At 74.6% G+C, this 13,121-nt stretch carries 10 protein-coding genes; 3 read left to right on the top strand and 7 right to left on the bottom strand.

The features are described from left to right. The coding region (locus ACSNOK_RS22585) for an alpha/beta fold hydrolase (RefSeq protein WP_436782571.1) at positions 1–1,163 on the bottom strand (1,163 nt) is incomplete at its 3' end. Beyond that, positions 1,160–2,395 carry an alanine racemase gene (gene alr, locus ACSNOK_RS22580; RefSeq protein WP_436782570.1) on the bottom strand — a complete coding sequence of 412 codons (1,236 nt, stop codon included), beginning with the start codon at positions 2,393–2,395 and terminating at the stop codon, positions 1,160–1,162. The genes ACSNOK_RS22585 and alr, both read right to left, overlap by 4 nt. Before the next feature lie 215 nt (positions 2,396–2,610). Here alr and ACSNOK_RS22575 point away from each other — a divergent pair, with 215 nt between their 5' ends. After that, positions 2,611–4,053, top strand: a complete 1,443-nt coding sequence (locus ACSNOK_RS22575) for an NAD(P)H-hydrate dehydratase (RefSeq protein WP_436782569.1) — start codon at positions 2,611–2,613, stop codon at positions 4,051–4,053. A gap of 238 nt (positions 4,054–4,291) precedes the next feature. Here ACSNOK_RS22575 and ACSNOK_RS22570 read toward each other — a convergent pair whose 3' ends face one another. The 5 genes from ACSNOK_RS22570 to ACSNOK_RS22550 all read right to left on the bottom strand — a co-directional run bounded on the left by ACSNOK_RS22570 (position 4,292) and on the right by ACSNOK_RS22550 (position 10,920). Further along, entirely contained in the window at positions 4,292–7,576 is a 3,285-nt protein-coding gene (locus ACSNOK_RS22570; protein ID WP_436782568.1) for an NACHT domain-containing protein, read from the bottom strand. A 338-nt stretch (positions 7,577–7,914) separates the two neighbouring features. Continuing rightward, positions 7,915–8,331, bottom strand: a complete 417-nt coding sequence (locus ACSNOK_RS22565; protein WP_436782567.1) for a RidA family protein — start codon at positions 8,329–8,331, stop codon at positions 7,915–7,917. 50 nt (positions 8,332–8,381) lie between these two features. Continuing rightward, positions 8,382–8,750 carry a holo-ACP synthase gene (locus ACSNOK_RS22560; protein WP_436782566.1) on the bottom strand — a complete coding sequence of 123 codons (369 nt, stop codon included), beginning with the start codon at positions 8,748–8,750 and terminating at the stop codon, positions 8,382–8,384. Next, complete coding sequence (glmS, locus tag ACSNOK_RS22555) at positions 8,747–10,594, bottom strand: glutamine--fructose-6-phosphate transaminase (isomerizing) (RefSeq protein WP_436782565.1); 1,848 nt, start codon at positions 10,592–10,594, stop codon at positions 8,747–8,749. The genes ACSNOK_RS22560 and glmS overlap by 4 nt, the downstream gene beginning before the upstream one ends. 38 nt (positions 10,595–10,632) lie before the next feature. Further along, complete coding sequence (locus ACSNOK_RS22550) at positions 10,633–10,920, bottom strand: hypothetical protein (RefSeq protein ID WP_436782564.1); 288 nt, start codon at positions 10,918–10,920, stop codon at positions 10,633–10,635. A gap of 199 nt (positions 10,921–11,119) precedes the next feature. On the opposite strand from ACSNOK_RS22550, the gene coaA reads away from it, so the two are divergent. Continuing rightward, positions 11,120–12,127: a type I pantothenate kinase gene (coaA, locus tag ACSNOK_RS22545; RefSeq protein ID WP_436782563.1), complete on the top strand. Its 1,008-nt coding sequence runs from the start codon at positions 11,120–11,122 to the stop codon at positions 12,125–12,127. A 14-nt stretch (positions 12,128–12,141) separates the two neighbouring features. Beyond that, positions 12,142–13,095 carry a DUF389 domain-containing protein gene (locus ACSNOK_RS22540; RefSeq protein WP_436782562.1) on the top strand — a complete coding sequence of 318 codons (954 nt, stop codon included), beginning with the start codon at positions 12,142–12,144 and terminating at the stop codon, positions 13,093–13,095. Positions 13,096–13,121 lie beyond the last annotated feature (26 nt).

Genomic DNA, 13,121 nt, shown 5'->3' with positions numbered 1-13,121 from the left:
ACACGGTCCGCCGCGTCGCGGCGGACCGTGTCGCCCGCGCCCGCCGCCGTGAGCAGGTCGGCCAGGCGGGCGTCGACCGTGGCGGGCTGTTCGAGCATCACCAAGTGGCCCGCGCCGGGGACGAGGACGAGGTCGGCGTCGGGGAGGGCGGCGGCCATGGCCTCGCTGTGGGTGGCAGGGGTGATCAGGTCCTTCTCCCCCGCGAGGACCAGCACCGGCAGGCCGCGGAAGACGTCGAGGGCGGCCGTCTTGTCGTGCTCGGCGAAGGCCGGGTAGAACTCTGCGACGACGTCGACCGGGGTGCTCTCCAGCAGGCGCTCGGCGAACCGGGCGACGCCGGGATCGACGTCCCGGGCGCCGAACGAGTAGCGCCGGTAGACCCCGGCGAGCAGGTCGGCGCTGAGCCGCCGGCCCTTCTCGATCAGGTCGGTCTGGGCGGTCATCAGCCGGAAGGCGCCCGGCAGGACGCGGCGCACCACGTTGATGCCCAGGGCGGGCAGCCCGAAGGTGACCTCGGCGAGCCGGCCCGACGACGTACCGACGAAGGCGGCGCCGGCCACCCGGTCCCGGATCAGGCCGGGGTACTGGGCGGCCAGCGCCATCTGGGTCATCCCGCCCATCGAGTGCCCCACCAGCGCCAGCGGCCCCTCGGGCGCCGCCGCGTCGATGACGGCCTTGAGGTCGCGGCCCAGCAGGTCGATGGAGACCGTCCCGGCGCCCTCGCGCTGCCCGCGGCCCCGCTCGGAGCGGCCGTGGCTGCGCTGGTCCCAGTAGACGGCCCGCACGGCGCCGCGCAGGGCGGCGCGCTGGAAGTGCCAGGAGTCCTGGTTGAGGCAGTAACCGTGGCTGAAGACGACCGTGAGGGGCGGCCGGCCGGTACGGGCGGCCGGGCCCGTGGCCTCCTCGACCTCGTAGTACAGCTCGGTTCCGTCTTCCGCGACCGCCGTGCCCGGGGTGCCGCGCAGCGTCCCGTAGGGGCCCGTCGCGTCCAGCGCCAGCCGCGCCTTGCGGCGCATGCCGCGGCCGACGGTCAGCCGTTCCACCGCCACGCCCGCCGCGGCGCCGGCGGCGAGAACACCCACCGCCGCGCCCGCGACCCCCGCGCCGCGCAGCCAGCCGGAGGCGCCGCTCCGGCCCGGGATACCGCCGCCGGCCTCGCTCATCCGGCGGCTCCCCGTTCGGGGCTCCCGGCGGCCTCGACACCGCCGGCGACCCCATCGGCCAGGCCGGCCCCGTCAACGCCGGCGATCTCGTCCTCGTACGCCCCCACGTACACCCGCGGCACCCGCCGCGTGATCCGCGTGACGACCTCGTACCCGATCGTCCCGGTCGCCTGCCCCCACTCCTCCGCGGTGGGCTCGCCCCGGTCGCCGGGGCCGAACAGAACGGCCTCGTCACCCGTCTCGGCCGTGTCGTCGCCCAGGTCGATCACGAACTGATCCATCGCGACGCGCCCCGCGATCCGTCGCCGCCGGCCCCCGACCAGCACCTCGCCGGTGCCGGAGGCGGCGCGCGGGATGCCGTCCGCGTAGCCGAGGGGGACGAGGGCGAGGGTCGTCTCGCCGGGGGTCGTGTACTGGTGTCCGTACGACACGCCCAGCCCGCCGGGCACCCGCTTCACCGACGCCAGGGAGGCGGTCAGGGTCATCACGGGGCGCAGGCCGAAGTCCGCCGGGGTGCCGATCTCCGGGCTCGGGGATATCCCGTAGACGGCCACCCCGGTGCGCACCAGGTCGAAGTGGGCCTCGGGGAGGGTCAGGGTCGCGGGCGAGTTGGCGATGTGCCGTACCTCGGGGTCCAGGCCCTGGGCCTCCGCGTAAGCCACCGCGTCCCGGAAGACGTCGAGCTGGGCCCGGATGGACGGGTGTCCCGGCTCGTCCGCGCACGCGAAGTGCGACCAGATCCCGGTGACGCGGAGGGCGCCGCCGGCCTCCGCCTCACGAGCCGCCGCGACCAGCTTCTCCCAGTCGCCGGGGGTGCAGCCGTTGCGGCCGAGGCCCGTGTCGATCTTGAGCTGGACCCTGGCCGGGCGGCCGGCCGCGCGGACCGCCGCCAGCACCTCCTCCAGGGCCCACAGCCCGCTCACCGAGATGTCGACGTCCGCTTCGACGGCCTCCCGGAACGGCCCGCCCGGCGTCCACAGCCAGCACAGCAGCCGGCCGCTGTCGCCCGCCGCGCGCAGCTCCAGCGCCTCGGAGGGCAGCGCCGTACCGATCCAGGCGGCACCCGCCCGGCGGGCCGCCCGCGCGCAGGGCACCATGCCGTGCCCGTAGGCGTTCGCCTTGACCACTGCCATCAGCTGCGCCTTGGGGGCACGGGCCCGCAGAACGCGCACATTGGCCCGCAGCGCGGCCAGGTCGACCACGGCACGGGCGCGCATCGGTGTCTCGTTCATCCCGGCCAGTGTCTCAGGCCACGGCCCCGGCGGGCGCGGTCCGGGGCCCCGGGAACCCGGACCGCGATCGGCGGAACCGTTCCCGCCGCTTCCCGCGTCTCCGCCTCACCCCTTTTTCCCGCCGGCTCCGGGGCCGGCGCGCGGGAACCCGAACCGATCCCCTAGGGCCTGCCCCGGATAGCCCTCGCACCCCGCTCCCGAGGACACTGGAGGGCATGAGAACCGGCTACCGCGTGGAGACCGTACGGGCCGCCGAGCGCGCGCTCATGGCCGAACTGCCCGAGGGCGCCCTCATGCAGCGCGCCGCCGCCGGGCTCGCCGCCGCGTGCGCGGGCCTGCTCGGGCGGGTGTCGGGGGCCCGGGTGGCGCTGCTGGTGGGCAGCGGGGACAACGGGGGCGACGCCCTGTACGCCGGCGCCCGGCTCGCCCGGCGCGGGGCCGGGGTGACCGCCGTGCTCCTCGCGCCGGAGCGGGCGCACCCCGGCGGCATACGGGCACTGCTCGCCGCCGGAGGCCGTACGCGGGACGCCGGTCCGGCGGGCATACGGGCCGTCGAGCGGGCGGATCTCGTCCTGGACGGCATCGTCGGCATCGGCGGCAAGGGCGGCCTCCGCCCCGACGCGCTGCCGCTGGTGCGCGCCGCGGAAGGCGCCCTCGTCGTCGCGGTCGACCTGCCCAGCGGCGTCGACGCGGACACCGGCGAGGTGCGCGGCAACGCGGTCAGGGCCGACGCGACGGTCACCTTCGGCACGTACAAGCCCGGTCTGCTCGTCGACCCCGCCCGCGAGCACGCGGGAGCGCTGCGCCTGGTCGACATCGGCCTCGGGCCCCACCTGCCCGCCGCGCCGGACGTCGAGGCGCTGCAGCACGCGGACGTCGCCCGGCTGCTGCCGCGCCCCGCCGCGGAGAGCGACAAGTACCGGCGGGGCGTCGTCGGCGTGGTCGCCGGGTCCGCCCGCTACCCGGGCGCGGCGGTCATGTGCGTCGCGGGCGCGCTGCACGGCGGCGCGGGTGCGGTGCGCTACGCCGGCCCGGCGGCCGACGCGGTGATCGCCCGCTTCCCCGAGACGCTGGTCTCCTCCGGCCGTCCCGCCGACGCGGGCCGCGTCCAGGCGTGGGTCGTCGGCCCGGGCCTGGGCGACGGCACGGAGGCCCGCCGGGCCCTCGACGACGTGCTGTCCTCCGACGTCCCGGTCCTGGTGGACGCGGACGGTCTGCATCTGCTCTCCCCGGATACGGTCCGCGCCCGCCGCGCCCCGACCGTCCTCACCCCGCACGCGGGCGAGGCGGCGGCGCTCCTCGGCACGGCCCGCGAGGAGGTCGAGGGCGCCCGCCTCGCCGCCGTCCGCGCCCTGGCCGAGCGGTACGGCGCGACGGCGCTCCTCAAGGGCTCGACCACCGTCATAGCCGCCCCGGACGGCGGCCCGGCCCGGGTCAACCCCACCGGCACCCCCTGGCTCGCCACCGCCGGCAGCGGCGACGTCCTCAGCGGCCTCACCAGCTCCCTCCTCGCCGCCGGCCTCCCCGGCCACGACGCCGCCGCGGTGGGCGCGTACCTCCACGGCCTCGCGGCGCGCGCCCTCGGCGAGGCGCCGATCACCGCGATGGGCGTGGCGGAGGAGCTGCGGGGGGTATGGGAGGACGTGGCGGCGGGCTGAGGGCGGTACCCCGAAAGGCACGGCCCGCCACCGACGGTCGACCGAACGCCGGTTCCGCACCGGGGCTTTGGCTCCGTGGGCTGCGCCCAGGCGGACCGCGTCCGGCAGGCGCCGCGCTCCCGGAACGGTACGGTCAAGGCCCCGGAAGGGGAGGCGCGCCCGGACGCCGAGCCGGCCCGCCCACCGCCGAGGCGACGGCCCCCGGCGGGTGACGCGCCCCAGTGCCCCGGAAGGCCCCTCATTCCCCCCGGTACGTGAGGAACCGCCCCCGCACCGTCTCCTGATACCCCGTCAGCAGGTGCTCGTTCGTGATCGGCCCCGAGTGCTTGATGTACACCTCCACCCCCCGCAGCTCCCGCAGGAACGCCAGGTCCATGAGCTCGGCCGTGCCCTCCGGGGTGTGCAGGGTGAGGACCTTGAGGCCAGGGTAGGCCGACGGCAGGTGGGCCAGGCCGGTGAGGGAGTCGAGGCCGAGGGAGAGGTGGCGGACCCGGGGCAGGGGTTCGGCGCGTTCCAGGAAGCGGGGGTCCTCGCCCATGATGCTCAGCGTGTGCAGACCGCGCAGGGTGGCGAGAGCGGGACGGGCGTCCGCCGGGAACAGGGAGTGCTCGAAGGAGAGCCGCCGCAGGGCGGGGTGGTCCTCCAGCCGGATCGCCTCCGGCTCCCAGGTGGAGGCCCAGCGCCCGAGGACCAGTTCCTCCAGGCCGTCCGGCAGCCGCAGGGCGGGAGGGTCGGCCACCGGCTGCATCCAGTCGAGGTGGAGGGAGCGCAGCCGGGTCATGGCGGGCAGCCGTTCCAGCCCGTCCGGGCGTCTGCGCAGGGAGAGCCGGAGACGTTCGAGGGCGCCGCTGGGCACGGAGGCCAGGCGGGCGACGCGCCGGGTGTCGGCGATCCGCAGGGACCGCAGCGGCGGGGCGTCGCGGAGGAAGCCGAGGTCGACCGCCTCGGGGATCTCCCGGAGCGACAGGTCCCGCAGCACGGGCGTCACCGCCTCCCGCAGCTCCTCGTCCCGCCACACCCCGCGGCACCACACCTCGGGCCGCCCACCCAGCCGGGCCAGCTCCCGCAGGTGCGCGACGCTCTTGGCGACGAACGCCAGCCCGTCGTCGTGGGAGAGTTCGCCGATCACCGCGTCGGCGTAGTGCCGGGTGTCGAAGTTGTCCCAGGACCAGGCGAGCTGGGCCCGCACCTGCCGGAACGGGTGCCGGGCGTACCGGGCCAGCAGCGGGATCGCCCGGTCGTCGGCGACCGCCGTCGCGGTGACGACGACCGCGTGCGCCACTCCGTCGTCCAGCCCCTCGGGGCCGGGCAGCAGGTCGAGGACGACCTGGCCCGCCTCGGCGAGCGCCTTCGCCGCCTCGGTGTCACGCGGGGGCACCAGCTCGGCGGCGGCCCGCTCGACGCGGTCCCGTACCTCCGGGGCGATCTCCGCCGCGTGCTCCAGGCAGGCCGCGGCGAGCAGCCGCAGCCGGTGCCGGTGGTGCTCCTCGCGTTCGCCGCGGTCCAGCAGCATGCGCAGCAGTTCGGCCCGGGCGCGGGGCGGGGCGTGGCCGACCGCCATCCGCAGGACGTCCTCCCACTGGTCGTCGTGGGCGTGGTTGACGAGGAGGTCGAAGTCCCAGTCGTCGACGGCGGCCTGGGCGCCCAGGAAGTCCTGGAAGGTGCGGTGGATGAAGTCCAGCGTCTCGGTGGTGGGCTGCCTCAGCAGACCGCTGCGGAGGACGAGGTGGCGCAGGATCTCCTCGGCGCTGCCGCGGGCCGCGACGGCGGGCATGGCGGGCAGCGCCCGTTCCAGGATCTCGACGGCCTTGTGCCACTCGATCTGCGAACGGCCGTTGCGGATCAGCCAGTACGCGATCTTCTGGAGCAGCGCGGGCTGCGCCTGTTCCAGCTCGGGGCCCTCAAGCCCCACCGCGATGTCCCGTTCCCGGTCGCGGCGGATCAGCAGCAGGTCCAGCGCGGCGCGGTACAGCTCCATCCGGCCGTGCGGGAGGTAGCCGCGCCGGGACCGGTTGAGGGCGCAGATCAGGGCGCACATCAGCGGGTTGGTGGCCAGCCGGCCGAGGTCGCGCTTGGTGACGACGGCGGTGGCCAGCGCGTCCCGGAAGCCGCGCAGCCGCTCGTCGCGGTGCTGCCCGGCGGCGGTGTGCCAGCGGTCGATGAAGGCGAGGACGTCGGCGCGGCCCATGGGCAGCAGCTCCAGCTCGACGAACCCGGCGTCGGCGAGCCAGCCCTCGCGGACCGCCGACGGCCGCGTGGTGATCACGTAACGCGCTTCGGGGTAGGCGGCGAGCAGGTCCTTCACCCAGCTCAGGGTGCGTCTGCGGGCCGCCTCGGGGACCTCGTCCACCCCGTCGATCAGCAGCAGCACCGTGCCCTCGGTGAGCCGGCGGGTCACCCAGCCCCGCGCGGCGGGCAGCCCGGCCAGCGGGCGGGCCGCCGCGGCCAGGAACTCCTCCGGCGGGGGCGGATCGCCGCCGCGGACGAGGTTCCGCAGCGGCAGCAGCAGCGGTAAGCAGCCGCTCAAATGGCCGAGCCCCGGCGGCAGATGGCCGCGCGCCGTGACGGTCGCGAGCCACTGGAGCAGTGTCGTCTTGCCCGAGCCGGCCGCCCCGCGCAGTAACACCCGCCGGTGCCCGGCCAGCGCCTCCTCGGCGCGGCGGGGCGTCGGCTCCGCGCGGTCCGGCGGTTCTACGGCCGTCCGCAGCCCGAACCCGTCGCGGCGCGCGTCCCGCGCCCGGCCGACGAGCTCCAGGCTGAGGTACGCGGTGTCCAGCGGCCAGGTCTCGGCCTCGCCGTCGGAGAGGGTCAGCCCGATGATCGTCAGTTCACCGGACTTGTCGATCACGTAGTCGCGCAGCCGCCGCTCGAAGTCCTCGGTCTCCAGCTGCCGCGGCGTGGCCAGCGACCGCGACTCCGGCTTGTGCCCGGCCAGCAGGCACTCGCTGAGGAACCGGAAGTCCGCCCACAGCGTGGCCGACGGCGTCACGGTCAGCCGCCCGTGCCGCCAGCCCGCCGGATCCGCGCACACCACGCCGGCGAGCAGCCCGTCCACGAACACGGCCGCCCCCGACATGCCGGCCCACGGCGAACCGCCCCCGCCGGGCGGCTCGGGCGCGGCGTACTCGCAGTCGAGGACGTGCCGGCCGCTGAGCAGGTTGCTGCCCGGCTTGAGCGTGCCGAGCAACTGCTCGGTGTCCAGCTCGCCGAGCCCGTCCCGCTGCACCTGCGGGTACCCGATCGCCTGCGCGCCGCCCCAGGCCCGCAGGTCGTACGCCCGCCCCCAGACCAGCGGCTCGAAGGCCCCGGCCGTCTCCTCCGGGACGAGGTCCCGCTCCGCGACGAGCAGCGCGGCGTCACACCGGCGGCTGTCGTCCCGCGACCACGCCACCCGGCAGGTCACCTGCCCGACGCCGCCGGGCACGATCACCCGCGGCGCCTCGCAGTCCCCGACGACGTGGGCGGCGGTGAGGACCACCCGGGAGGTCAACAGGTAACCGCTGCCCTGGGTCTGTCCGAACACGGCCGCGATGCGTTCCTTTGCGGGATGCACGTCCGTCCCTTTCCGCGCCTGAGCATCAACGCCGACGATACGCGCGGGAGATGGGCGCGGGAACACGAACGCGCGGATCGGCGGGGGTAGTGCCCCGGTCCCGCCCCTTCGCCGTTTCCCCGGGGGTCAAGCCCCCGGGCCCCCTGAAACCGCGCTCCGCGCGGTTGTCCTCAAACGCCGGACGGGCTGGATAGTGCGCCCGAGCGCACCACTCAGCCCGTCCGGCGTTTGAGGACGAGCGGCGAAGCCGCGATCAGCGGGGTCTGGGGCGCAGCCCCAGGAAACGGCGAAGGGGCGGGACCGGGGCATCACCCCCCGACCACCGCCAACGCCTCCACCTCGATCAGCAGATCCGGCCGGAACAACGCGGCGACCTGCACAGCCGAACTCGCCGGCAGGCGCCCCGCGTCCACGAACTCGTCCCGCACCTCCCGCACAACCGGCAGATGCGCCACATCCGTCACGAAGTACGTCAGCTTGACGACGTCGCCGAACGTGCCCCCCGCCGCCGCCAGGCACCGCCGCAGGTTCTCGAACACCTGCCGCGTCTGGGCGCGGATGTCGCCCTCCCCGACCAGCCGTCCGTCGGCGTCGAGGGCGATCTGCCCGGAGATCGCGACCAGCCGCCCGGTCGCGGTCACGACGTGGCTGTAGCCGCCGGCGGGGGCGACCCCTTCGGGGGCCGGGATGTGCGTGAGATGAGTTCCGTCCGTCATGCGCCGCATCCTGCCCGCGCCCGGCCCGCCCCGCCAGTGCCAAGATCACAGCAATGCGATCACGCCTCCGCGATCACCACCGCCGACGCCACCCCCGCGTCATGGCTGAGCGACACGTGCCACGACCGCACCCCGAGCAACTCGGCCCGCGCCGCGACCGTCCCCGAGACCTCCAGACCCGGACGACCGTGCTCACCGGTCGTCACCTCCGCGTCCGTCCACAGCAGCCCGGGAGGCGCGCCCAAAGCCTTCGCCAGAGCTTCCTTGGCGGCGAACCGCGCGGCCAGCGAGGCGATCCCGCGCCGCTCGCCGCTCGGCAGGTACAGCTCGCGCTCGACGAAGAGCCGGCCGGCCATCCCGGGCGTACGCCGCAACGCCGCGTCGAACCGGTCGATCTCGGCCACGTCGATGCCCACACCCACGATCATTCGACGGTCACCGACTTCGCCAGGTTGCGCGGCTGGTCGACCTCGTTGCCGCGCGCGGTAGCCAGTTCGCAGGCGAACACCTGCAACGGCACGGTCGCGACGAGCGGCTGGAGCAGCACCGGGGTGGCCGGGATCTCGACGAGGTGGTCGGCGTACGGCCGGACCGCCTCGTCGCCGCGCTCGGCGATGACGATCGTCCGGGCGCCCCGGGCCCGGATCTCCTGGATATTGGAGACGATCTTGTCGTGCAGGACGGACCGGCCGCGCGGCGACGGGACGACGACGACCACCGGCAGGTCGTCCTCGATCAGCGCGATCGGCCCGTGCTTGAGCTCGCCCGCCGCGAACCCCTCGGCGTGCATGTAGGCGAGCTCCTTGAGCTTGAGCGCGCCCTCCAGGGCCACCGGGTAGCCGACGTGCCGGCCGAGGAAGAGGACGGTGTTCTTGCCGGCCAGCGAGCGCGCCAGCTCGCGCACCGGCTCCATGGTCTCCAGCACCTCCTCGACCTGCGTCCCGATGCCGTCCAGCTCGCGGATCACCGACTGGATCTCGTCGCCCCACTTCGTCCCGCGCACCTGCCCCAGATACAGCGCGACCAGATAGCAGGCCACCAGCTGGGTCAGGAACGCCTTCGTCGACGCGACCGCGACCTCCGGCCCGGCGTGCGTGTACAGCACGGCGTCCGACTCCCGCGGGATCGTCGAGCCGTTGGTGTTGCAGATGGCGAGCACCTTCGCGCCCTGCTCGCGGGCGTGCCGCAGCGCCATCAGCGTGTCCATCGTCTCGCCGGACTGCGAGATGGCGATGACGAGCGTGCGCTGGTCGAGGATCGGGTCGCGGTAGCGGAACTCGCTGGCCAGCTCGGTCTCGCAGGGGATGCGCGTCCAGTGCTCGATCGCGTACTTGGCGATCATGCCCGCGTGGTACGCCGTCCCGCACGCCACGATGACGACCTTGTCGACCTCGCGCAGCACGGACGCCGGGATGCGGACCTCGTCCAGCGTCAGCGACCCCGAGGCGTCGATGCGGCCCAGCAGGGTGTCGGCGACGGCCTTCGGCTGCTCGGCGATCTCCTTGAGCATGAAGTAGTCGTAGCCGCCCTTCTCGGCGGCGGACGCGTCCCAGTCCACGTGGTACGACCGGACGTCCGCCGGCGCGCCCTCGAAGTCCGTCACCGTGACGGCGTCCCGGCGCACCTCGACGACCTGGTCCTGGCCGAGTTCGAGGGCCTCGCGGGTGTGCGCGATGAACGCGGCGACGTCGGAGGCGAGGAACGCCTCGCCGTCCCCGACGCCCACCACCAGCGGCGAGTTGCGGCGGGCGCCCACGACCACGTCGGGGTCGTCGGCGTGCACCGCGACGAGCGTGAACGCGCCCTCCAGGCGGCGGCAGACCTGCCGCATGGCCTCGGCGAGGTCGCCGCAGGAGGAGAACGACTCGGAGAGCAGGTGCGAGACGACCTCGGTGTCCGTGTCGGAGGCCAGTACGTGCCCCCGCTCGGCGAGCTCGGCGCGGAGGGCGGCGAAGTTCTCGATGATGCCGTTGTGGACGACGGCGACCCGGCCGGGGTTGTCGAGGTGCGGGTGGGCGTTGGCGTCGGTGGGGGCGCCGTGGGTGGCCCAGCGGGTGTGGCCGATGCCGGTGGTGCCGGAGGGCAGCGGCCGGTCGGCGAGTTCCTTCTCCAGGTTGGCGAGCTTGCCGGCCTTCTTGGCCGCGGCGAGCCCGCCGTCGGCGAGCACGGCGACCCCGGCCGAGTCGTAGCCGCGGTACTCCAGCCGGCGCAGCCCGGCCAAGACGACGTCGAGGGCGGACCGCCCTCCCACATAACCCACGATTCCGCACATGGAGTGCAGCGTACGGCCCCGGCCTCACCGCCCGCCGGTCAACGTCCGCGCTCGATGCGGTCGATGGCCTCCTGGACGAGCTCCAGGTACTCGACCTCCTCGCAGCGCGGCTTGCTGCCGAAGTGGTACTGGTCGAGGCAGTCCCCCAGATCCTGGCCGAGGTCCTCGTCGGGCAGCTCGTCGCAGAGCTCGGCCCGCACCCGGTCGGCGAAGGCGTCACCCGTCTCGTGCGCCCCGGAGCGTACGCCGGAAGCGCCGGCGCGGGGGCGCGTGACGCGGTGGAGGGTCTTGCGAATGAGCCGGAGCACGAGCCGGAGAACGAACACGGGGGTCCCTCGCAGGAAGCCGGGGCGGCCGAAGGGTGGGACCGTATTCCCGACCGGTGAGTAGGTACAGGGCCCGCGCCGGATCTTCACTCCCCCGCGCCGCCGGGTCCCCTACGGGTACCCCAGGAGCCTCATCCGATACCCGCGCCCCACCCGAACCCCACACCCCGCAGTGATCGCGCCGCGCCTCCCCCGCACAATGGGCCCCGTGCCGACCACCCCAGAGCAGCCGCAGCAACGACGCCGCACGGCTCACCCGCCCACGCACCAGTCGTCGCTCTTCGTCGACCTGACCAGGGCCGAGTGGAGCGCGCTGCGCGAGAACACGCCCCTCCCCCTCACCGCGGAGGAGGTCGAGCGCCTGCGCGGGCTCGGCGACGTCGTCGACCTGGACGAGGTCCGCGACGTCTACCTGCCGCTCTCCCGGCTGCTCAACCTCTACGTGGGCGCCAGCGGCAGCCTGCGCGGCGCGCTGAACACCTTCCTCGGCGAGAAGGGCGCCCAGCGCGGCACCCCGTTCGTGATCGGCGTCGCCGGCAGCGTCGCGGTCGGCAAATCGACCACCGCCCGGCTGCTGCGCGCCCTGCTGGCCCGCTGGCCCGAGCACCCGCGCGTCGAGCTGGTCACCACGGACGGCTTCCTGCTGCCCAACGCGGAGCTCCAGCGGCGCGGCCTGATGTCCCGTAAGGGCTTCCCGGAGTCGTACGACCGCCGGGCCCTGACGCGCTTCGTGGCGGACGTGAAGGCCGGGAAGGACGAGGTGTCCGCGCCCGTCTACTCCCACCTGATCTACGACATCGTCCCGGGCGAGCGGCTCACCGTGCACCGCCCGGACATCCTGATCATCGAGGGCCTCAACGTCCTCCAGCCCGCCCTGCCCGGCCGCGACGGCCGGACCCGGGTGGGACTCGCCGACTTCTTCGACTTCAGCATCTACGTGGACGCGCGGGCCGAGGACATCGAGCGCTGGTACTACTCGCGGTTCAAGAAGCTGCGCGAGACGGCGTTCCAGGACCCCGACTCGTTCTTCCGCCGCTACACCCAGGTGTCGGAGGAGGAGGCCCTGGCCTTCGCCCGCCGCAACTGGCGAACCATCAACAAGCCCAACCTCCTGGAGAACGTCGCCCCCACCCGCGGCCGCTCCAGCCTCATCCTCCGCAAGGGCCCCGACCACAAGGTCCAACGCCTCTCGCTGCGCAAACTCTGACCCCGGGACACCGCATGCTGCACGTACGGATGCTCACCCCCGCCGACCGCACCGAGGAGGTCGTCGCCCTCGTCGAGGGCATCACCGGCACCACCCACCTCGCCGTCCTCACCGGCGCCGCCCGCGACCCGCGCGGCGACGTCGTGCTGTGCGACGTGGCCCGGGAGGCCGCCGACGAACTGCTGGAGGCCCTGCGCGCGGCGGGCGTCCCCGACTGGGGAGCCGTCTCCGTCGACGACACCGGCCTGACGCTCTCCCGCCGGGCCGACGCGGCGGAGGAGGCGGCACCCGGCGAGGGCGCGGACGCGATCGTCTGGGAGTCGCTGGTCGAGGAGACCCACGAGGAGTCCACCCTGACCTTCACCTTCCTCGCCTTCCTCACCCTGGCCACGATGCTCGCCGCCTGCGGCGTGATCATCGACAGCGCCATCCTCATCGTGGGCGCGATGGCGGTGGGCCCGGAGTTCGGCCCGCTGGCCGGGCTCTGCACGGCGATCGTGCGCCGCGCCCCGCGCCTGGCCCGGCAGTCGCTCGCGGCGCTGCTGGTGGGCTTCCCGGTGGCCATGGCGGTGACCGGCGGTTTCAGCCTGCTGATGGACTGGCTGGGCCTCTTCCACGAGGCGCGGTTCCTCGCGGACCGCCCGCAGACCGCGTTCATCTGGCAGCCGGACGCCTTCTCCTTCATCGTGGCGTTCCTGGCCGGCGCCGCCGGGATCCTCTCCCTGACCTCCGCGAAGTCGGGCGCGCTCATCGGCGTGGCGATCTCCGTCACCACGGTCCCGGCCGCCGCCAACGCGGCCGTGGCCCTCTCCTACGGCAACTGGACGGAAACCCGCGGCTCGGCGGTCCAGCTGGGCCTGAACCTACTGGGCATCGTGGCGGCGGGAACACTGACGCTGCTGGCCCAAAACTGGTTCTGGACAAAACAACGCCGCAACACCCCACCCCCCAGCCCGTCCGGCGCTTGAGGACGCGCACCGCAGGTGCGCTCGGG

This window comes from Streptomyces sp. URMC 126 (genome assembly GCF_051386555.1).
Classification (GTDB): domain Bacteria; phylum Actinomycetota; class Actinomycetes; order Streptomycetales; family Streptomycetaceae; genus Streptomyces.
Note: the sequence above shows the minus strand (reverse complement) of the source record. Positions and strands in the feature narration are given on the sequence as shown.

Bases quoted from the DNA above. Each gene is read 5' to 3' on its own strand.
- alr (WP_436782570.1), bottom strand. From the start codon at position 2,395: ATGAACGAGACACCGATGCGCGCCCGTGCCGTGGTCGACCTGGCCGCG.
- ACSNOK_RS22575 (WP_436782569.1), top strand. From the start codon at position 2,611: ATGAGAACCGGCTACCGCGTGGAGACCGTACGGGCCGCCGAGCGCGCG.
- ACSNOK_RS22565 (WP_436782567.1), bottom strand. From the start codon at position 8,331: ATGCGGCGCATGACGGACGGAACTCATCTCACGCACATCCCGGCCCCC.
- ACSNOK_RS22560 (WP_436782566.1), bottom strand. From the start codon at position 8,750: ATGATCGTGGGTGTGGGCATCGACGTGGCCGAGATCGACCGGTTCGAC.
- glmS (WP_436782565.1), bottom strand. From the start codon at position 10,594: ATGTGCGGAATCGTGGGTTATGTGGGAGGGCGGTCCGCCCTCGACGTC.
- coaA (WP_436782563.1), top strand. From the start codon at position 11,120: ATGGGCCCCGTGCCGACCACCCCAGAGCAGCCGCAGCAACGACGCCGC.
- ACSNOK_RS22540 (WP_436782562.1), top strand. From the start codon at position 12,142: ATGCTGCACGTACGGATGCTCACCCCCGCCGACCGCACCGAGGAGGTC.